We start from the raw sequence: 23847 nt of genomic DNA, 5'->3' as shown, positions 1-23847 counted from the left end.
TTGAACAGATAACTTGTTCAACAAACCCAGGAGTTCACATGCAAGTAAAAGAAATTATGACAAAGAATGTAATTGCAGCTTATCCATGGTCAACAGTAAAAGAAGCAGCAAAAATAATGCTAGATAATAATATTGGAGGACTTCCAATTATAGATGAAGAGCAGAATATTGTAGGGATTCTAACAGAATCAGACTTTATCGGTAGAAAAGTAAATGTCCCTCACGCCATGGTTTCTTTGACTAAGCTTCTTGGGCAAACACACTACAAGGCCGATATTGAATCCATATTTAATAAGGCCAAGAACTTTAAAGTAGAAAATGTGATGAATAAGAAAATTTTCTCACTACCTCCTACTGCTTCACTAAGTGACGCTAATGAGTCAATGGTAAGAAATAAAGTTTCTAGACTACCTATTATTAATAATGGAAAGCTCGTTGGGATAATAACTAAAAGAGATATTCTAAGAAATTTCTCTGGAGCCCTTCTTAGTGCAACAGAAAGAGCGAATACTAATTTAAGTCCAGCATTTAATTATGGAGCATAGTTAATAATGACTTGGAAAGGTCCAATTACTGTTGATGATCCATCACCTAGATAGACATCAACAGTATTTCCAGTTGCAGGAAGAGTAGAAGACACATGAGCTCCAACACTTGAAGAACAATCAAGAGTTAAAGCGCCTGCTGCCGGTGCCGCTAGACCAGAGTCCTGAATAAGAACCTTCGCATTACCTTTACAGTCTGAAATTGTAAGCTTAGCTGTCGTAGTACTAACTGTATTAGAAGCAGCTGCAACACTAATAACTGGATTTACAGTACTTGGTGCAGAAGAGTTTGAGGCCCCAAGATTATAAAGGTACTGAATCTGTCTCTCATCACTAAAAGATTTAGAAATATAAGTATCGTCAATCTTACCGGTGAGGAAGTTAGATCCCGTATTGTCTTCACCACCGAAGCGAAGTGGAACGGCACCAATATTCTTCATTGGATCAGTTCCGATTTCTTTTATGGCCTGTAAGTTTCCATTAATATACATATATAACTTATCAACTTTTCTGGTAACAGCAATATGGGCCCATTGACCAAAACTCAACTTATCAATACTTGTAATACTGTCAAAGCCTAGCATTGGGAATGTATCTGTACTCGTTGTCGTTGCATGATAATCAAAAACAACTGTCTGAGCACTTGTATAAAGTCTAAACTCTTGAAGATCAACGTCTGCAGTATTCCATTTATTTATGATCATTCCTAAGTCATCACTATCATCAGTTAAGTTAACCCAAGTAGAGATCGTAAATTGATCACCAAGATTTACTGTGTTCGATGCTGCTTCCATTATTTGCCCATTTGCAAACCCAATTGAATCCACAATTTGACCAGTTTCACCTGTAGACACGGCTCCTGCAGTAAGTGGGAAGGTATCGACAAGATTATTATTACCCATAACATCACTTAAGGTAGAAGTAGCAAAACTAGCTGTATCAAAATTCCATAAGTTTTCAGCAACGGCTGGATGTTGAGGTTGAATACTATCTACAAATTGCTTTGCCTTAAACCCTTGAGCATAAACGGACTCGAACTCAGTAGTTGTAAGGACAGTATCCCAGAGAACCATGTCATCTAATTCACCATTAGCAGAACTTGATACTCCACCTCTTTCTTGGTTTGCAATCCTAATAGGCAACGAAGAGGCCATAAAGTTGGAAGAGTCGACAACCTCAGTTCCCACTAGCACATTATTGTAATAGAATTTAATAGTTCCAGCGCTTCTAGTAACACCAACATGTCCCCATTCATTATAAGTAATTTTACCTGTACTACAAACTCTCTTATAAGAGGCCGTATTCCAAGTTCCAGCACTTGAGTTGGTTTGTAGATCAAGACATATTCTACCTGTATTATCAATTCTTACTGAGAATTGATCATCTGTTTGTGATTCATCCCATCTATTTATTAGAGTAGAGTCAGAAGTTGAAATATTAAGATAAATCCAACTTGCAAAAGTAAAGTCACGAGTTAAGTTAATTGGATTATCAAGTAATTCATAATAACTCGTTAGTAAGAACTGAATTGATTCATCAACTTGTCCAGTAAGACCTTTAGTAAGGTCTGCAATATTTGAAGCCTGAGCAATAATTCCATTGGAGATATCTCTTGTGAAGATTGTCTCAGTCTGCTCATCATCAAAAGTTAAGTACATATTAGGGTTAGCAATGGACGGCTTATTATGAGTAATAGCGAAATCCGAACTTGCTGTAACGTTACCCGATGAGTCTTTAAACCAAATAGAGATACTATTTGCTCCGTCATTTAACACAGAAGATAAAATAGCAGAATTGATAGTTGTACAATTCACCCATCCAGATTGTGTAGCAATTGGAGAAGGACCAGTAACACCAACATAGACACCAGCAATATCTGAACAGTTACCAATGGTGAATCTCGCAAATGAAAGATCCGTAACAGCTGGGCTTTCCATAGTTATACTTGGAACTAAAGGAGGAGTAGTATCACCAGAAACATGAGTTATATTTATTTGATTCGTATAAGTTGAAACTATACTGCCTGTTTTAAACCATATCTTAATATTATTTACAGAATCACTAACAAGAGCTCCAGAAGAAATTGCTCCTGCAACTGTGCTACAAGCGACCCAGCCAGCAGTTCCATCAAGTGGATCAGCATCAGCAGTTGTGCCAACCCAAACGTGAGTATAACCGTTACAACTATTTAGAGTAAGACCAGTTGTAGGTGTGCTAATAATTGTCTTATTTCCATCTAAAGCAAGAACTGGTTCAACACTAATTGCCTGACCAGCTTGCCCTTTATTATATATACTTTTTACTTGAGCGTAACTGAAGGCCGTATCCCAAAAAGCAATTTCATCTAAGCTACCGTTGAATCTATATTCATCATTAGTTAATCCAGATGAATAAATTATAGATTCTCCAGTTGCTCCTAGCATATGAGAAACAGAAAGAGCTAAATTAGAATCATCTACAATTCGTCTTGGTACAAAGTCTTCAGAAGCAATTTTGTAAGTTAGACCTTCAACTAATGAAAGATTTGCTGTCGAAGAGTTATCAATAGCAACTTCTGTAACATTTAAGCTCGTATCATTCGCTATACTTGCAACTGTAAAGAACTCATTACCAATTCTAATTCTTTGACCAACGAGAAGCTCCGTCGTAAATAACGTTGAAGTCCCAGTTACTGTACTAGTTCCACTCGCGATATCGACAGTACCTGATAGATACTTTCTAATTCTTTCTCTAGTTGCTCCAGATGTATGGTTACTCTGTAAAGTCAACGATGTATTCGTAGCTATCGCAGCAACAATATGTTCCTCATCAGCTATAACAATACGATCTCCTACAGAGAATTCAGTTGTAAATAATGTATTTAGACCTGTTACAAGTGTTGTACCACTACCAATAGAAACAGAACCACTTGCGTGCTTGAAAAATTCTTTAGTAAATTGAGTTCCAACACCTGTGGCCACAGCAGTTCCAGATGTAATGGTTACGTATCCAGATATTTCTTCATAACCACTTAAATTACTTTCTCCAAAGAGAAGTCTTGCTTCAGAACCAGAAGTTAAAGACATGGCAGCGACTTTATTAGTATTTGCTGAACCAGACTCTCTACCATTTACATACATTGTAAATTCACCGTAATTTCTTCTAATGATAAGGTTTACCCAATCAGTAGTAGTAGCAAAAGAGGTAAGCTCTGTTTCTAAATCTATAACATCAGTACCGTCATTATTTCCAAATCTCATTGAAAAAGTGTATTTAGGAGACGTAGAGCCTCTTGTATAGAGAAGTCTAAATAACTGATCACTCTTATCAATACCCCATTGATCTAGAACTACAGTTGAATCTCCCTCATGTCCGGTCGATGTTGGCTGCTTAACCCAAAGGCTAAGAGTAAACTGTTGTGGTAAACTCATTAACTGATCTCTAGCTGCTGTTAAGTATTCAGGAGAACCTACGATATTCTCAACTTCTGCTGGAGTTCCACCTGGAAAAATAACATCTTCTTTACGAGTGAAGCTAAGGGCCTCCCCTACTTTTCCAGCAGCACCAGTTGTAACAGCACTCACTCTTGTAAGATCTATATCACCTACAATATCACTCAAGATAGGATTCGAATAAGCTGAATCATCGAAGCTCCAGTAGTTAACAGGCGTCTTCGGCTGAACCACGTTATCTGGCATGACATCAATATACTCTTGCTTCTCACCTTTAAAATAAATATAAGCAACTTGTTCATCAGTAAGTGCTGATTCATAAGTTACGAGTTCATCATAGATTCCATCAGAGTCAGCAAAGACTAAACGAGAAGCTTCATTTTTTAAATCAAGATTACTCACTAGGTGTGAACTATCTAGCTTTCCATTTAAATAGATTTTTAAGTTTCTATCTTGTCTACTTACAGTGATATGGTTCCAAACACTCGGAACAAGTCTTTCAAGTGAGAAAACAGTTCCCACATGTTTAGCAATAACTTTGATTCCATCTGAAGACGATCTCTCAATTGCAAGCTTACCAGTATTTAGAAGTGTCACTTGACTAGAATAAACAGGTGCAGGATTGAACCAGAAAGCAACGGTAAAGTTTCTATTAATATTATAATCAAAGGTAGAGGTCTTTGTAATTGGATACTGATTGGTATCATCAGCTCCCCAGTTCGCAGCATCTACCTGATAGCCATCTCCAAAAATCCCTGGTTTAGTTGGAGAAAAAGTTCTTGTTTCCATCGTTGCTGTTTTTCCACCAGCGAGATCATAAAAAGTTGAATCACTCGATCTGTCCACAGCGTTAAATGAGTAGTATGCGTTTGGATGAATAAGCTCTGGAGGGCTATAAGCAACAGGAAAAGTAGTAGATCCTGAAATATCCCCTTCCTCATCTCTAAAGTAAACTGTGATATTACTTGAACCTCTATCTATAAGCTTAGAAATTAAGTAAGCATTATCTAATGAACAATACTGCCATCCTACATCATCTTTAGAAGGTGCTGCATCTGAGTCAGTATTAATGTAAATTGCATTAATTTCAACTCCGTTCGCTCCTGTACATGTAGGCATTGTAAAATACATCCAAGGCATCGAAGTTGTTGTTTGATTATTTGCAATAAAGATTCCCGGATCAGTAGGAGCAATACCATCTGAAGTACTCGTAGGAAGAAAGTCTGATCCATATTCATAGGCGTAGAAAACTTGTTGCTCGGTAAGTGGAGTGTGCCAAATTCTAATATCATCAACAACACCACTAAAGAACGTACCACTAGCTCCTGCATTTGCAGCATCAGTCTCAGCACCAATAGTCCAGTGACTGTAATCGTCATGGTATAACCAATATCTATCAGCATTATAAAATTGAATTAAGTACTTCTTAACAAAAACTCCATCTAAATAGAGTTTTAAATCTCTACCATTATAGACGCCCGTTACATGATGGAGCCCCGTATTGAAGATATTTGTATCAACTCCAACGGTGTAAGTTCTTCTTGCTGATCCTGTCCATGCAGTAACATAGAATTGTAATTCACCACCAAGTAATCTTAGTCCAGAACCAGCGCCTGAAGCAGTAAGGTTGTTTTGAATATTACCGACAATATGTCTATGTTGAGTCTCGCCTTTTTTAAGTTCCACCCATGCAGATATAGATAGATCATACATTGGATTTGTGGCAGCTGTTGGATGAATACTTATCAACTCATCAATACCATTAAAATCAAAACCTTCCTCAATAACAGATTCACCACCAGAAGTGACAGTCGTTTCAGGTGGTGTAATAAGGTCTAACTTTCCATGCGCCCAAGATAGTGAATCAAAAATATTAGGAGAACTAAAATAACCAGTTCCAGCAGAATCAAGAGACCAATGGACAAATGGTCTTGGTATATCTGAAACATATGTTGGCATATTATAAGTAGCATTATTAGCAGTTCCTGAAGAAGCACTAACTGTACCAGTAAATGATCTGGCCCAAACTCTTGGGGTAACTACCCCAGGTGACAGAGGAGCGGAAAGGATACCACCAGCATAGGTATTACATGGTTGCCAGTTCTCGTCATTTGCAGCAGGAGCAATTGTTGAATCATTAACGAGGACCATATTCATATCACTACAATCACTGATAGTTAGTCTTAATCTAGAACCAAACGATTTTTCACCACTATTATGAATCTGAGTCCGTGTATTAGGTGGTGTTATAACAGCTAGGGCCGGATCGTAAATATGTGCATTATTATTAGCATAATTATTGTACAAGTCGGTAACATGGGTAGCATGTAAGGCCTTATCCCAGAAAGTAACCTCATCAATCTGCCCTTCAAAATAAGACCCTGAAGGCTTTTCAACATCAGAAGCATCTGCACCAATAATAAGAGAAGTTTTTGAAGCAGGATTATAATAAATATTCTTTTCAACACCAACATCTAACTCTCTTCTTAAAATCGCATTAATATAAAGTTTTATATATCTTCCATCAAAAGTTGCAACAAAGTGTTTCCATCCCGAACCAATTTGCGCTTGTGGCAGAGTTAGAAGATAGTCAGTTCCTTCTAAGTTTAGAGTAAAATCAAAAAACTCAAGATCTGTAATTAAACCGGAAGCTGGACACGGAGATTCTCCACAATTCCATTTAAAACTAAAACCTTCTGCCGAGTCACCACGATTACCTAAAAGAGTTCTATATGCACGTATATCTTCATCAGCATTAATATTTGCCCAAAATGAAATAGACATTTGTTCAACTGGTTTAATAATAGAGTTGTCTTCAACTTCTATATACTTTCTAGAACCATCAAACTGCGCAGCTGTTCCAACCTGACCAGCGACAAGATCCGCTTCATAAATCTCAGCATGCAACTGATTAACAGGCTCGTAAATTTTCTTTCCAACAACTGTGTCATCATCCATTGACCAGTAAGCAACAGGTACGTATGTTGGAGGAATTGTATAATTAACATCAATTGTTTGGGCCGGTGAAACATTTCCACTTGCATCTCTAAACCAGAAATATACTGTGTGTGCTCCAGGTCCTAAAGTAGGTCCTTCAAAATGTCCCTCACCTGTCGAACAGATTTGCCATGCACTTGAATTGGAACTTGGAGGAGTTGCATTATCAACCGTAATATAAACACCATCGATATCTGTACAGTTATCTAGTGTATACTTTGGATTAGCATTATCTGTTGGCCAATTTGTTCCAAAGGTAGATGATACTACAGAGATAGCAGGAACAGTTGCAGGAGCAGTTGAATCATTTGGGATCATTACATCAATATATCTACGATAGTGAGCGTTCTTTTCTTCATCACTTAGTAGCTGATCAAAAACCATAAATTCATCAATATTACCTTGCCAAAATGAACTTGCGCTATCTGATACTCTAAATCCATCAACCCTATCCATTGCGATAGATCTGACATTTGTTGCTGTAAAATTATTATATCCAGGATCGGCCGAGTCGACTAAATTCGAATTTAAATAAAGATTAACCTTTGTTCCGTCATATTCCCCTATAATAAAATACTTACCCGTTGGAATATTTGCTGTTGGAAATACTGCTTCAGTATAATCAGAAGTCCTTAGATATGATTGTCCATGAGTAACATTAACCTTAAATTTTAGGAAACCATCTTCTAAAATAATTGCCGTATCGTCTACATCACTCATTCTAGAAACAAGTCTTCTATTACTGCTATCTCCAGTCGTGAGATCTGCCCAAATAGCAATTGTAATAACTTTTCTTAGATCGAAATTCTTCGTAGAAGGTATATCTATATAATCATCTGTTCCATCAAGAATCATTTCATGACCATCAAGATTAGATGTAAGAGTTGGAGTCCCATAACTGGTAGAAGTCACATGACTCATAAAATCTAATACTGAGCTACCACTAACATGATCATTATTGAACGAGTGATAAAGAATTGGTAAGACTAGATCATAGTCTTGTTCAATAGGTGTAATCTCTTTGGTTCCTGCTGCTAAAGAAACAACTCCATCAGCATTCTTTGAATAAACATCAACATAAGTTGTCGTCAGCGGCAGCTTCTCAGAAAGAATCGCCCCTTTTTCTGTTCTACATTCATTCCAATCTTCACCAACAGCACTTGGAGCAGGTCCACCTTGAATTGTTACATAAATCCAAGGTGTATTAGTACAATTTAACATTGTCATTCTTGCTCTAGAGCCAAAATTATCATAGTGATAGATATAAGCATTATCAACATTTGAAGGTGTTGGAAGAGGATCAGCAATATGTGTGGCCGTATCCCCTTTAGTCTTAGCACTAGTTACCTGAGAAGCACTTAAATCGAATCCCCAAAGAGCGACTTCATCAACCTTTGCATTGAAGAAGTTTACTGGGTTAGCTAAATCATCAGACTCTGCACCAATTCTAAAGTCAGTGGAGTCATCATATCTCATATAATCTCTTTCAGCTAAAGTTCCCGTTGTAGCAACCTGAGTTCCATCAATGTAAAACTTTACTTCAAATCCAGTCCATACACCTAAAACATGATGCCAACCAGTAGTATAAGAACTTGTTGAGTATTGTAAGTTGACAGTTTTTACAATATCAAGCTCTACTTTGAATTTAAGTTGTCCACCTTCAAGGAAAATTTTATAACCACCACGGTTTGTATCACTAGTATACTCATGGTGATCAATCAAAACTTTTGAAGAAGTATCTGATTGTGTTAAGTAAAACCATCCACCGACAGTCATAAAGTTAACTGGACTTAATAAAGTAGTAGAAGGAGTACTTAAGTAAGAACCTCCTCCTTGTAAATCAAGGCCTTCATTTACTTTACCGGCCTGATGAGTAGCTAGAGGATAAGCAGGTGTGTCGATATTTGTTTGAATTAAGTCATGAACACCCAACTCAACGACATCTCTTGCAAAATTACCAACAGAAGCTGCTTTATCAAGAGGCCAAGAAGCATTCGCATACGGAACAGAAACAGCATTATAATTAACAACAAGGTCTGCAGATAATGGTGTCACATTTCCTGCTAAGTCTTTATACCAACTAGTAATTGTGTGACCACCATCAGTGAGGTTTTCTATACCAAACGACCCCTTTCTTGTTCTACAAATTTCCCATCTATCATCTTGCTTATCAGGACGAGTACCTTCATTAACAAGTACTCCTGAAATATCTGAACAAGTACTAAGAGTAAAAAATGCCTTATCCGAGAACATATCCGGTCTTGTATTTTCAAGAGTCAATGAAGGAAGAGCAGGAGCTGTTGTATCAGTTGGATAGAGAATATCTGCTCCATTATGATAAAGTGAAGATGCTTCAAGAGCTGTTAATCCCTTATCCCAAACAAGAACTTCATCAATATTTCCTTCAAAATAACTATTTGCATGATTTGTAACTGGACAACTTAAAGGTCCACCAGTAGAAGACTTAATAGTCCATCTAGTTGGTGTTACAGTTGTTGAAGCTTGTGCTCCAACAATTGTATTTACTCCAGGTTCATAGACGATTGCCTCAGGAGAAGCATTTGAAAATGACTTAACGAAAATACCATCAAAGTATAGTGAAGCTGTTTGCCCATCATAGACACCCATTACAAGGTGCCAGCCAGTAACATAGTTCTTCGTTTCGAGGTACGGCTCAAGTACGCCACCCGTTGTATGAACTGTAAAACGAAGTCCTTTATCATCTTGGTTTGCAGCATCTAAACGAAGAGACCACCCCTTTCCATTATATTCAGTACTAACAATATGCTCATTCGTATGAGAAGCAGAACCAGTTAAGTAAACCCAAGTCGCCACAGAGATAGTACTAGTAGGTTTAGTTTTTGAATTAAGTGGATGATCTGAACGAAGCCACTTTCCATCTGAAAAGCTAAGTCCTTCATTTAGAACACCAGCTCCACCAGGGGTAATTGCACCAGCAGTTCCATCATAAAAGTCAGATGTTGGACATGAATTCCCAGGCATGGCAGTTTGTAAATTAACAATTCTATCACTCTTTAATTTAATCTGAGAAATACGATCGAGAGCTTCTCTACTAGAGTAATGAGAGTCATCAAAAGTCCAATGAACAACTGGACGCGCTATTGGTTTGTCATAATTTGTAACTAAAGGTACGTACTCAAAAGTTTTAGAAATATTTCCAAAAAGATCTTTTGTCCAAAACTTACCATAGTTTTCACTACTAGATAATTCTTTAGAAAGAAGCCCACCAGTAAGAGTGTTACAAAGTTGCCAGTCTTCATCATTAACATCTGGTGGAAATTCATCATTTGTAACGATTATATAATCAAGACCTGTACAATCTGTAACTGTAAGATTCGCTCTAGAAACTAGAGAATTATAGTAAATAATATTTAAACTAACCGGAATAGTTGGTGGAGTTACATCATAGAAAACTTTGTCTTCATCTGTTCCTCTGTTAAAGATCTCAGTTATAACTGGACCAGTAAGCGCACTATTCCAAAATGCTATTTCATCGAGGTCACCACTGAAGAAATCTCCATTTTGACCAGTTGTAGTAGTAGCGGCCGCACCAATATTTAATGAATTCGAATTGGTATATTCAATATTTGCATTGGCCGCAATAACAGTATTAACTTCTTCACTACCATTTACAAAAAGTCTTATTGTTCCATCATCCCAAACTCCAGCAACATGGTGCCAAGTATCAACGGCCAGTGTTCCAGTTGAAAATGATGCAACCTGAGTGGAACCAATTGCTTGAACTCTAAACTCCACAGTGTTATTTCCTAGAGCGAGCTCATATCCACCTGCATTTAAATTACCTACGATTATGTGATCATTTGCATCATAAGAAGAAGTTCTAAACCACGCAGATAGAGTTACTCTATTTACTGGCTGAAAAGATGCATCAAATGGAACTTCAACAAAGTCGCTTGTTCCATTAAACTTTAGTCCTTCATCTGCTTTACCGACGATACTTGTCGTTCCATCACTTTCACCATCTTTTGCGCTAACAACATCAAATACTTTAGTACCATCAATATTTACATTATCAAGTGTCCAATAAGAGTTTGGATTAGGAATAGTGAAGTCATGGGAATAAGTAATAACCAGATCAGTTGATGTGTCTGAAACATTACCAGCAGCATCTTTAAACCAAGCTTTAACAGTATTCGCTCCAGTTTCAAGTAAAGGTGATTTAATCGTATCTCCACTGGTGGCACATGATTGCCAATTATCAATATTTGCCAAAGGCTTAGTATCATCGAGAGCAATATATACACTTGCGATATCTGAACAACTACCTACATTAAACCTTGCGATAGGAATGCCCACAGTATAAGCATTATCCTTAGGAGTAATAGTTGAAGGTAGTGGTGGAACAGTATCCTGACCATTGAAGAAGAAATCAATCACTGTCTGAGTTAAAGCATCATTCCAAACGAAAACTTCATCAATTATATTATCAAAATTCGTGCTTGCAACAGGTCCAGAGTTACAAGTAGTTCCAGCTCCAATTGTAAATGCACTTAAACAAGTATAATTAATTGGTGAAACAGATCCTACGTCATTACTAGCAACTTCAAGAGCATCTATATATAACTTCGTTACTTGTCCATCATATACACCAATAATTTGATGTAGTCCGCTTGTGAAACTCGCAGTTGATACACCAGCAAACCTTGTTCCTGCAGCTGACTCAACGAAGAATCTCAACTCAGAGTTAGTATTATCTATTTCAATAGAATAACCATGGTTAGTCATTCTATTACCAGCTATCACTTGAGCTCTATTGTCACCTTGTGTAAGGTTGGCCCATACAGATATTGTTACTTTATCAGTTGGTTGAGAATTAGAAGAATACTTTCTTTCTAGATAGTCATTATTTGCTCTTTCAAACAAGAAACCTTCATTCTGAATACCTGTTTGATTTGCAGAAGCTCCAACATTTGTTGCATGATGACCAGAGAAAATATCATATGCCGTATTAAGATTTAGGTGATTATTATCTAGAGAGTAATATAAAAGTCCTGGCTTTTGGTATTCAAGTCCAGTGATAGTTGTATCTACTTTGATATAACTATTAGTTATATTATTGTACTCATCTTTACCCCAAATCTTTAATTCATGAGGCCCTTGAGATAAATTCTTATGAATTGTTGCACCTTTTACAGTAGTACAAAGTTGCCAATCATCAGAGTCTACTGTTGGAGGGTGAGTCGTTTCGTTAACATAGATGAATTTATTTGTACCACAATCATTAACTGTTAAAAGAGCATTTTGTAAGTGCTCTCCATAGAAAGTCGCCGAAGCAATATCAGCAGGTTTAGTTGTTGTTACACCTACTTTATTATCATTAAAGCTATCAATAAAATGGCTCATGACTTCTTCTTCAGTGAAGTACTGCCCCCAAATAACAACTTCATCAATTCTTTCATTGAAAGAATTGGTTGCAGTAGGATTAGGAGAACAATCAGTATCAGAACCTATCGCAAATACTTGAGAGCAACCATAAGTAAGATTTGCAGCAGCTCCCATATCAAAAGTATTCTTTAGAACACCATTAATATAAATATTGATATAACGACCATCAGAAGTACCAACAATATGTTGCCATCCTGTTGAGTAAGTTGAAGTCGCAACACTCGTAGATTGCCCACTTGCATAGAAATGTAAATTACCACCATTTAATTTGAAGCCGTAACCACCAACACCTGCTTGAATATTTCCCGCAAGGGCCTTAGTAGAAACATCGCTATTGGTTAGATATGCCCACATTGACATAGTAACAGAGATTGTTGGTTGAAGATCAGCATCATTGACTGCAAATAAATAACTATTTGTCCCAGAAAAATTTATAGCTTCATTACTTCTACCTGTAACTTCCGTCAAATTTGCTTTATCCCACATATAAAGATGATTATCACCTTTCATATCTAAAATCTGAGAAGTCTTCTTATGAACTTTATCCATAGTCCAATAAGCAAGAGGTGTTGAGAAACTTCCAATTGAAGGATCGAAAATAAAAGAAACATCTCTTGGAGTTGGATTAATATTTCCAGCAGCGTCTTTAAACCAAACAGATAAAGTATAACTACCAGATAGTGTTAGATAGTATTTAATATCCCCTATAGCTTCAGAACAGTTCTGCCATCCACTTGCAGCAGCACTAGGAGCAACATAAGCAGATGGATAAACAGAAGGCTCAAGATAAACTTGATCAACGTCTGTACAACTAGTAATCGTTAACTCAGCTGGAGATGTCGACAAGTTAGGGGCCCCCTCTACAATAACCTCTGGTCTTGGAGGAGGTGTTGTATCTGCCGAAGTTTGAACTTCAACTTGTTGAGATAACGATGTTACAGAAAGATTTCCGGCAGCATCTTTAAACCAACCATACAAGTTCTTTACTCCGTCCGGCTCTAATGACTTTGATTTAAGTGCACCAGTAGCGTTTGAACAGATTAACCAATCAGGATCAGCAGCACTAGGCGCCGTAGATGATTCAGTTATAATCATTCCAGTAATAGTATCTAGTGGATACTTCTTTGTTGCTGCTACAGAAGTTGCGCCAGCAGTATGTGTAAGTACCAAAGTAAGAGCAGTATTAGAATCAACTGACTTAATCTTTAAAAGCTCTCCAGATATATCGATAAAATCACCGGCACTCAGTTCTGTTGTAAACGTAGTTCCAGATCCAGTCACAGAGCTTGAAGCTGCTGAAACGGTAACAGTACCAGTAAGAGCAACATCCGGGTTTGGAGAACAAGTATTTAGTGTAAATTCAGCTCTTGAAGAGAAAGCTTGGAGAATTGGAGGCGAAGACGCATCACCATTTTCCAAGTTCATAGAAAGAGGTACAGCTGCTCCTTGGCCTCCTGTGATAGGAGGAGCAGTAGTGTCAACAGCAGTATAAGTAACACTTACTCTTGAATACCAAGGATCTAAAATATAAGCATCGCTAAAGTAGAACCAAACATCTAGTGTGTGTACTCCCTCTTCAGGTAAAACAGGAACATCAATTCCATTTAATGCTGTCGTACAGTTTTGACCACTTCCTGTGAAATCAACAGCTACAGGAGTCGTAGGAGTTGAATCATTTAACTTAACAAAAACCTTTGAAATATTTGTACAGTCATTGATTGATAATTTTGGAGAATTAGTACTAATGGCCGCTCCACCAAAGATCGAAGCAGTCGGTGGTTGAAAATTAACAGTAACCTGCGAGTAGTCGCTCAGAACAGTAGAGCTTAAATCTTTATACCAAACATTTAAACTCTGGCTGCCAGTTGTAGTTAGAGTGTGAGTAAGTCCACCATTGGCAGTAGAGCAAGGTTGCCAAGCGACATCTCCTACTGCAGGTTGAGTTCCTTGGTTAAACAGAATTTCAGAAACCCCAGTACAGCTACCAAGTGTAAAGCTTACGTGTGGTCTATTGATTGATGGAGTTTCAACCCAAGCAATAGTTGGTTCATAGCGAACTGGCACATCCATAGGTACAACTGAGATACTATCATCAGAATACTTGAAAAAAGCTTTTAAAGTATGGTCTCCTGGACTTAAAGATGCCGAGGAAAGCGCACCAATGGCCTTTGAACAAGGCTGCCAAGCTCCATCACCAACAGTAGGCGCTGTGCCCGTTTCATTGAAAAGAACATATGAAATATCCGATTCAGCACAGTAATTAATTGTCATGGACGCAACATCTGTATTTATAGTCGGTCCATTTTCAACCGTAATTGTCGGTGGAATATAGAAAGTTTGATGGGCAAGATATGTTGATTGAACATTGCCTGCTAAATCCTTAATCCAGAATTGAAGATTGTTTAATCCTTGATTCAGTGCAGTTGTCGTGATCGTGTAATTTACAGCATCACAATTTTGCCAACCTGAATCTCCATCAAGAGGAGGTGCTCCAGCACCTTGAGTTATTTTAACTTTATCTACATCAGTACAAGCACTTAGCTTATATAGACCTAATGCTTGTCCTGTAACAACAGTACCAACAACAGTAAGAGGACTTTGATCAGGAGCAACAGTATCCACAACTATAGAATCAGTTGAACATGCTGATGTAACAGAGTTTCCAGCTCCATCAAATGAAGTTACCTTTGCCCAATATTGACCATCTACAAGTCCATCAACAGTTGTGCTATCTGAATTTGTAGAAGAACCTGTAAGTGGGTGAATCGTTTCGTCAGTACTACATGCAGAGTTAGAATAAGTAGCAATCTGATGATTAGCTATCACACCTGGAGCTGTATCTGTAAATGCCGTCCAAGTCACAGCAAGGTTGCTTCCCGTATTATTATAATCATTTGTAAACTGAAGATTAGCTGTATTATCTGTAGGATCAGTTTCATCTACGGTGATATAATCTGATGAACAAGCAGATTTTGTTTTATTCCCAGCAAGGTCAATGGCCTCAACTATCGCGTAGTATACACCTTTGTTGGCTCCAGCATCATCAAGACCATCTATCTCTACACTGTCAGAGTTTGTTGCATTACCAATCAGACCATGATCAATCTCACCTAAAGAACAACCAGAATCAGTATAAGTATAAAGTCTATGATCACTTAAATATGTATCTGAAAAAGCAGTCCATGTGACAGCAACATTATCCCCAGTGCTACTATAATCATTAGTAAAAGTAAGAGTTGCTGTATTATCAGTTGGGTTCGTTAAATCAATTATAATCGAATCAGTAGAACAGGCCGAAGTTGTTTCAAATCCCATATGGTCAATTGCAACAACTTTCCCCCAGTACTGACCTTCTGCAAGCCCATCAATTATTGTATTGTTTGAATTAGTTGAAGCGCCAGTAAGTCCATGGATATCTTCACCTAAAGTACAGTTTGAATCTGTATAAGTAATCAATCTGTGATTTTCTAAAGTTAAATCTGTAAATGCCGTCCAAGTGACCGCAACATTATCACTAGAGTTGTAATGAGAGAGAGTAAATTGTAAGTTTGCTGGAGCATCGACAGGAGCAGTAGAGTCAACTGTAATTGAATCGGTTGAACAAGCAGACTCTGTGTAGTTTCCAGCTGGGTCATAAGCTCTAACTTTTGCATACTTAATTCCATCAGAGCTAACATCTACCGTTACAGAATCTGAATTCGTGCCAGAACTAGTTAAAGCATGAGTTGTATCAATTACTGTACATCCACTATTGGTATAAGTAATAATTCTATGATCAACAATTCCATTTAAATCTGAAAAAGCACTCCATGTTACAGCGATATCATTTCTGTCGTTATCATAATCATTTGTAAAAGTAAGAGTAGCAGTGTTATCAGTTGGAGCAATAGTATCGATAGTTATTGAATCTGTAGAACAGGCAGAAAGTCTCTCATTTCCAGCAGCATCAACGGCCTTAACCTTTCCATAATAAACACCATCTGTAAGACCATCAATTACTGTATTATTGGAGTTTGTCGCACTTCCAGTTGATGGGTGTGCTACCTCTCCAAGAGTACAACCAGAGTCTGTATAAGTAAGAAGAATATGGTGATCTAAGTAAGTATCAGTAAAAGCAGTCCATGTTACAGCAACATTATCACCAGTGTTATTATAATCATTTGTAAATGTTAAATTTGCTCCATTATCAACTGGTAGAGTTTGATCAACAATGATTGAATCTGTTGAACAAGCAGAGGTAGTGCTTTGCGAAAGTTGATCTATTGCCTTAACCTTTGCCCAGTACTGACCTTCTCCAAGTCCATCTATAACAGCACTATCTGAAGCGCTAGAAGACCCAGTTAGCCCATGATCAACTTCACCAGCAGAACAAAGAGAGTCTGTGTAAGTATAAAGTTGGTGATTAGCAAGAGTTACATCAGTAAACGCTGTCCAAGTTACAGCTTGATTATCATTTAAGTTTGTATGAGTTAGAGTAAACTGAATATTTGCAGTATTATCTGTCGGTGCTTGTGAGTCTACAATAATGGAATCACTCGAACATGCAGAGGTCTCGAAATTACCAGCGGAGTCAAAGGCCCTTACTTTAGCCCAGTATTGATCATCTGCCAAAGAATCTACTGTTGTTGAATTTGAGTTTGTCCCAGATGCAGTCTTAGGGTGAACAATCTCCCCCGTAGTACAGCCTGAATCTGTATAAGTTAGAATTTCATGATCAGCAATACTATTCGTATCACTAAAGGCCGTCCAAGTAATAGCTAAGTTATCACCGTCAACATCGAATGCATCAGTAAATTGAACATTAGCAGTATTATCTGTTGGTTTCGTTGTATCAATTATTATCGAATCAGTTGAACATGATGAAGTTGTAGTATTACCAGCTTCATCAATAGCTGTCACGGTTGCCCAGTAAGTCCCTGTGGTTAATCCATCTACAGAGGTGTTATCACTATTTGAAGTCGAAGCATTATAACCATGATCAACAGCTCCAAGAGTACAACCAGAATTAGTATAAGTAATTATTTTATGCTCTTTTAAGTAAGAGTCACTAAAGGCGGTCCAAGTAATTGCAAGGTTATCACCGGTATTATTATATGCATTAGTAAACGTTAAACTAGCAGTATTATCTGTAGGGTTAGTCTTATCAATGATAATAGTATCAGTCGAACATGCCGATTGAGTAGATCTACCAAGAAAATCTATAGCTGTAACTTTTGCTTTATAAACACCATCAGCGAGACCATCAATAAGAGTGTTATTGGAATTAGTCGTAGAGCCTGTTAATCCAAAGTCTGTCTCATTAGCGACACACGTAGCTGAATCTCTATAGAGGTGAATTCTGTGATTTGTTAAAGTAGCATCTGTAAATGCCGTCCACGAAATTGCTACATCATTATTTAAATTCGTATTCACCAGAGCGAACTGAATATCTGCTGTATTATCTACAGGGTTAGTAGCATCTACAATAATGGAATCTGTTGAACAGGCAGACTTTGTACTATTACCAATAGTATCGAAAGATTCTACAATCCCCCAGTACTGTCCATCTGCTAGACCATCGATTATTGCCGCATCAGAGTTAGTACCACTTCCTGTCCCACCATGGTCAGTTTCACCAAGAGTACAAGCAGAGTTCGTATAAGTATAAAGCTTGTGATTAGGAATTCCATTACCGTCTGTAAAAGCTGTCCAAGAAACAGATAAGTTATTTCCATCAATATCGTGAGTATCTGCAAATTGTAAATTAGCTCCATTATCAATCGGTGAATCTTTATCTACTCTAATTGTGTCTGTCGAACATGCTGAAAGTGTTGATGTTCCAAAACCATCAAACGCTTCAACTCTCGCCCAATAATCTCCAGTAGGAAGTCCATCAACAGAAGCATTGTCAGCACTTGAAGCATTTCCAGTGTAAGCATGAATCACCTCTCCCAGTGTACAAGTAGAATTGGTATAAGTTCTAATTCTGTGATTAGCTAGAGTGAAGTCTGTAAAAGCCGTCCACGAAATATCTAAATTATCACCATCAATATCTAAAGTATCTGCAAATTGTAAATTTGCTCCATTATCAACAGGAGCAGTTGAATCAACGATAATAGAATCAGTTGAACAAGCTGATGTTGTCTCAAGTCCAACATGGTCAATAGCTGTAACAGTGGCCCAGTACTGCCCCTCCGTAAGACCATCAACTATAATAGAGTCAGCAGCAAGGCCCGAAGAAGTAGTTCCGTGAACTGCTTCGCCAGTAATACAAGATGAGTCTTTGTATGTCTTAATTCTATGGTCTACAACATTCATGTCTGTAAAACCATTCCAAGTCACAGCAACATTATCTCCAGTAAAACTAAATCCATTTGTAAATTGAAGATTCGCTGGAATATCAATAGGTGCAGTTGAATCGTAGGTTATAGTTACATCAGAGCTCGTACTTGAAATATATTCTAAAGAAGTAATTCCATCAAAATCGAGTTCTACAGATTTAGACCATAGATGATAGTTGTAAGTTCCATCTGCTCCAAAAAGTGACTGAACCATTCCAGAAGAAGCAACACTTTCACAGCTAATCCATCCAGCATCACCGGCCGATGGCTGAACACCTGTTGTATTTACAAGTAAGTAAGTTGTATTAGAATTTTTGTTAAAGTGTAGTGCTCCTGCCGAACATGAATTATAACCACATGAAGAGATATTCATCGTAGTTGGATTATTCTTAGTCAATACTCCAAGACTAGAACTCATCGTTGGGACAGTAGGATCAGTTTCGATATTAATTGAAAAATTTTGTCCAAGCTCATGCCCAAGCGTTTGTTCAGCATTATTATTATTGTTATCAAAAGCAATAATTTTAAAAGCAGGCTTAGGATGATTTAAGTTTGGAACACAGAATTGTACTTTCTGATTTACGCCATTAGGAATATCTCCAACCAGAGAAAATCCGACGGTGTCATAATCAGGAGTATAATATAATTGAGTCTTCGAAATACCACTAAAATCTTCAGGGTCATCTACAACTGTATATTCAAGCTCAAAGTCTTGCCAACCATTCATCGTTGTTGGAGCAGTAGTTACAAATGAAACTAATGGGGACTTTTCGTCTGGATTAACAAGTCCTTTCACTTCAATCTTTCCAGACAGAGATTCCTTAGAACAAGAAGTTCCAAAAAGCGCAATGGCCAATAAAATGAGTAATAGTTTACTTGTCATAAATTCCAATATTTAAGTTTGCAGATCCTTTAAATTTTAAAGGACTACAGACTCTCCTATCGGAAGAAAATAAAATTAATCTAAACTTTTCCTTAAGTAGCTGAATTAAGGGGATTATTTTTCCATCTCTTTAATAATGAAAAATACTTTCATTCTTGAGTAAATCTATAAAGTGATGCAAATTATGGGCATATCCAATGTGTATTTAGGCACATATTCTTGTCACCTTAAGATAAGAAACCAGGAAGTCTTTATTTATTCTGGAGCTTTTTCGAAGGTTATTAATCCCAACTCACCACTTCTAAAATCTGACAAAACTGCTTTGAATGCTCTATCAAAATCAGCCTCTCCTTTTTTTCGAATAAAGTGACGGTTAAGTGCTATCTCCTCTAAAACTTCTCCAACACTAACTGATAAATTCTCTACTTGATATCTATCTACAAGAGAAGAAGGTCTATATTTTAAAAGGTACTCTACTATAAAACACGCTACCTCTTCTTGTCCCAAAATCTCATCTCTAATAGCATGTGTTGCACATAACCAAAGACCATTTTCTTTAGAGTCAATACGACGAGGCATAATCCCAGGAGTATCTAAGAGCTCAATATCTCCGTCTAGTTTAATCCACTGCTGCGATTGAGTAAGTCCAGGTTTATCACCGCACTTGGTGGCCTTTCGACCTCCAAGAGCATTAATCAAAGTTGACTTACCAGTGTTTGGAAGTCCAACCATCATCATTCTGAACTTTCGAACACTTTCAGAAGTTGCTCCAGATGCAGCTCTATTCTTTGATACAATTTCTTTGGATTTATTTATTATTTCACGAATCGATTTTCTATCTAATGCATTAACAAAGATATAATTCTCTTCATTTTCCTTGAACCAAGCTTTCCACTTTTCAAGTTCGATTGGATCAGAGAGGTTCATTTTATTGAGAACAATAAGCCTACTCTTAGTTCCAATTAACTTTTTTAAATCTTCATTTCCCGAAAGTAATGGAATACGAGCATCACGAATTTCTAAAACAATATCAACCATTTTAAGTTTATTACTCACCTGTTTGGTTGCTTTTGCCATATGTCCTGGAAACCAATTAAATGCTTTCTTATGATCTCTATACTCAGTAAGAGTGACATCTTCGCTATAACTTCTACGTACTTTCTTGGCCATTAGGTCCTCAATATTAATTCAATTTCAAATAGTTAACGGCCAAAGGCCAAGAATTCAACACAAAGGGTAAAAATTGCGAAATAAATACAAACAAATGGAGCTAAATAGCTAAAACTAATCACACATGGTATTTATAAGAATGGAATTTTTAAAAAACTTAAAGCGTTATCCTCTTAATGGACCAAAAGAGCTAAGGGCGTGGGATGCTGCAGATGAGTTAATTCTTTCAAAGAAAGAAGAACTTATTTTGAATCATCCACTCATAATTAATGATAATTTTGGAGCGCTCTGTGTAGGGCTCCAAGAGTTCAGTCCTCTATGTTACACCGACTCCTATGTGTCTTACTCTTCGATACAAAAAAATAGTAATAATTCTGCTAAGGTGATATCAGAATTAGATCAGCTCCCTTGTGATTTCCAAACAGTTATCTTAAGACTACCTAAGAACCTATCTTTTTTTGAAGATATATTAATTCGATTGTCTCAAAAAATGAAAGTTAACACCAAAGTCGTTTGCGCTTCAATGGTTAAGCACATCTCTAAAGGGCACTTTGACTTACTAAATAAATACATAGGAGAAACGACAACTTCGTTAGCTCAAAAGAAAGCGAGACTCATCTATGCAGACTTTAATGGTGTCATTCACAAAAATAAGTATCCACTAAAAGTAAGTATTGAACAATGGAAAGTTCCTCTAACCAATCATAGTAATCTTTTCTCCAGAGAGAAATTAGATATAGGGACACGCTTTTTCTTAGAAAATATTCCAAAAGGTGACTTTGAAAATATTCTTGATCTTGGATGTGCTAATGGCATTATTGGACTCAAGGCCAAACAGTTAAACCCATCAAGCTCCATTACCTTTATCGACGAATCTGCAATGGCCATAAAGAGTGCTAAAGAGAACTACTCTAATCAATTTGACGATAGTGCAGACTTTGTTTGGACGAATTGTCTAGAAGGAAATGAACATAAAAAATTTGACCTTATTCTTTGCAACCCTCCTTTTCATCAAGGAACGACTGTTGGAGATTTTATAGCTATTCAAATGTTTAAAGAGTCTCACCAAGCACTTAAGCCCGGAGGAAAATTAAGGATAATAGGAAATAGACACTTAGGCTACCATGTCAAATTAAATAAAATATTTGGTAATTACACGATAGTTAATCAAAACAAGAAATTTGTGATCATTGATGCACTCAGATAGTAGAGCTATTATTTACTTTGATGGACACTGCGGCCTATGTAATTTCTTTGTAGATTTCTTATTAAAATTTGATTCTAAAAGAGTCCTATTCTTCTCACCTTTACAAAAACTAGATCCGCACCAGTTAGACTTTGAAACTGTTATTTTAAAATTTAATGGTAGAACCTATACAGAGTCAGAGGCCGCGATCAGAGCAATCTCTCTATTACCTGGACCTTGGAAAATTTCTCTATTACTGCTCGTTATTCCGAAAACTCTAAGAGATTATTCATATCGTCTTATATCGAAGAATAGAAATAAACTTTTTAAGAGGTCTAGCGTCTGTAAAGTACCAACAAAAGAACAAAGATCTAGATTTCTTTAACAATTCCTTAACACCTTTCACTTAATTAGGTATAAGAGTACAAATAGGAGATATTATGAATTTTGAAGCGAAGTATAATTTAAGTAAAACTAATTCTAAAACAAATAAAAACACTACAGAAGTTTATATTTATAAAAAATCTGACTCAAAGTTATTTATCAATACAGTCAGCCTGTCTAAATGGGAAGCTGAACTCGCTCTTAAAAATAATCTAACACAACTTTCGGGTTCAACTGGCCCAATAATCTCTGTCCCATTATCTAAATCTAATAAAAAGGAACTTTCTCCAAGCGACTACGCTATAGCAAGAGAAGAAATGGGTCCTTTAATAGATATTCTTTTAAGTAATAATTCTAAAGAAGTTCATATTCACTTCTTAAATCTAGAGGACGACTCGATTAAGGGAGCATTAGTTGGTATTGATTTATCACTCTACTCTTTTACTTCAGATCAAAGTATTGGAAAGGTAAAATTTCTCAAAGATGGAAAAGTACTTACAAAATCACTAGTTTCAAAAGCAAAAGAAATCTCAGTAGCAGTTAATCAGGCCAGACATCTTGTAAATCTTCCTCCTAACGAGCTACATCCTGTCAGTTATGCAAACGCAGTAAAAGCACTCTATTCAAAAAGTAAAACTCTTAAAGTATCTATTCTCGATGAAAAGAAGTTACAAAAAGAGAACTGTAATCTTCTATTAAGTGTGGGGATGTCTTCAAATAACAAGCCACGAATAGTACACATTAAATATAGACCCGTGAAAGCAAAGTCTAAAAAATCAATTGCTCTAATTGGAAAAGGAATTACATTCGATTCAGGTGGACTAGATATGAAGTCTGCGGCAGGCATGAGATTTATGAAAAAAGATATGGGTGGTTCAGCTACACTTGTTGGATTTACTCGCTGGCTAGAGAATAGCTCAGTAAAAGTGAACGTAGATATATATCTGGCTCTCGCAGAGAATGCAGTAAGTGAAAATGCAACAAGACCTAGTGATATTATTACTGCCAGAAATGGTATGAAAGTAGAAATTCACAATACCGATGCTGAAGGAAGACTGGCACTGGCGGACGCAATGGATCTAGCACTAGAGTTAAAACCTGAGATCATGATTGATGTTGCAACTCTAACTGGAGCAGGAAAAGTTGCTCTAGGTCAAGACATTGCAAGCTTATTTTCTAATGATGACAAACTAGCAAATGATCTACAAAGTGTTTCTAATGAAATGGGAGACTTGGTATGGAAGATGCCACTATATCTCCCTTACTACGCTGCACTTAAATCTGAGTTTTGTGATGTATCTAACTCGGCTTCTGGGCCAGGTGGAGCAATTACAGCGGCACTATTTCTTGAGAAATTTGTAGGAAAAACGAAGTGGGCCCACTTAGATATATTTGGATGGACCAGCGGAGCGAAGCCGAGTTTAAAGCAACTTGGAGGAAGTGGTCAGGGTGTAGAAACACTAATTGGATACTTCAGTAAATTATAAATCTACTATAATAATGG

General features: G+C 37.0%; 6 protein-coding genes. 4 read left to right on the top strand and 2 right to left on the bottom strand.

Going from position 1 to position 23847, the window contains the following annotated elements:
* The first annotated feature begins 38 nt into the window (after positions 1-38).
* Complete coding sequence (locus tag DPQ89_RS10535; protein WP_127716900.1) at positions 39-545, top strand: CBS domain-containing protein; 507 nt, start codon at positions 39-41, stop codon at positions 543-545.
* Here DPQ89_RS10535 and DPQ89_RS10530 read toward each other — a convergent pair.
* Entirely contained in the window at positions 533-19603 is a 19071-nt protein-coding gene (locus DPQ89_RS10530; RefSeq protein ID WP_127716899.1) for a LamG-like jellyroll fold domain-containing protein, read from the bottom strand. The genes DPQ89_RS10535 and DPQ89_RS10530 overlap by 13 nt on opposite strands.
* 255 nt (positions 19604-19858) lie before the next feature.
* A complete protein-coding gene (gene ylqF / locus DPQ89_RS10525) occupies positions 19859-20773 on the bottom strand; it encodes a ribosome biogenesis GTPase YlqF (RefSeq protein WP_127716898.1) in 915 nt (304 codons plus the stop codon).
* A 139-nt stretch (positions 20774-20912) separates the two neighbouring features.
* On the opposite strand from ylqF, the gene DPQ89_RS10520 reads away from it, so the two are divergent.
* The 3 genes from DPQ89_RS10520 to DPQ89_RS10510 are packed head-to-tail and all read left to right on the top strand — an operon-like array spanning position 20913 to position 23830.
* Positions 20913-21980 carry a methyltransferase gene (locus DPQ89_RS10520; protein ID WP_164848352.1) on the top strand — a complete coding sequence of 356 codons (1068 nt, stop codon included), beginning with the start codon at positions 20913-20915 and terminating at the stop codon, positions 21978-21980.
* Positions 21967-22344: a thiol-disulfide oxidoreductase DCC family protein gene (locus tag DPQ89_RS10515; protein ID WP_127716896.1), complete on the top strand. Its 378-nt coding sequence runs from the start codon at positions 21967-21969 to the stop codon at positions 22342-22344. The genes DPQ89_RS10520 and DPQ89_RS10515 overlap by 14 nt, the downstream gene beginning before the upstream one ends.
* A 55-nt stretch (positions 22345-22399) precedes the next feature.
* The gene (locus tag DPQ89_RS10510; protein WP_127716895.1) at positions 22400-23830 is read left to right on the top strand and encodes a M17 family metallopeptidase; all 1431 of its coding nucleotides are present in this window, start codon (positions 22400-22402) and stop codon (positions 23828-23830) included.
* The last annotated feature ends 17 nt before the right edge of the window (positions 23831-23847 follow it).

Origin of the sequence: Halobacteriovorax sp. HLS (assembly GCF_004006665.1) — a bacterium.
Lineage (GTDB): Bacteria > Bdellovibrionota > Bacteriovoracia > Bacteriovoracales > Bacteriovoracaceae > Halobacteriovorax.
Note: the sequence above shows the minus strand (reverse complement) of the source record. Positions and strands in the feature narration are given on the sequence as shown.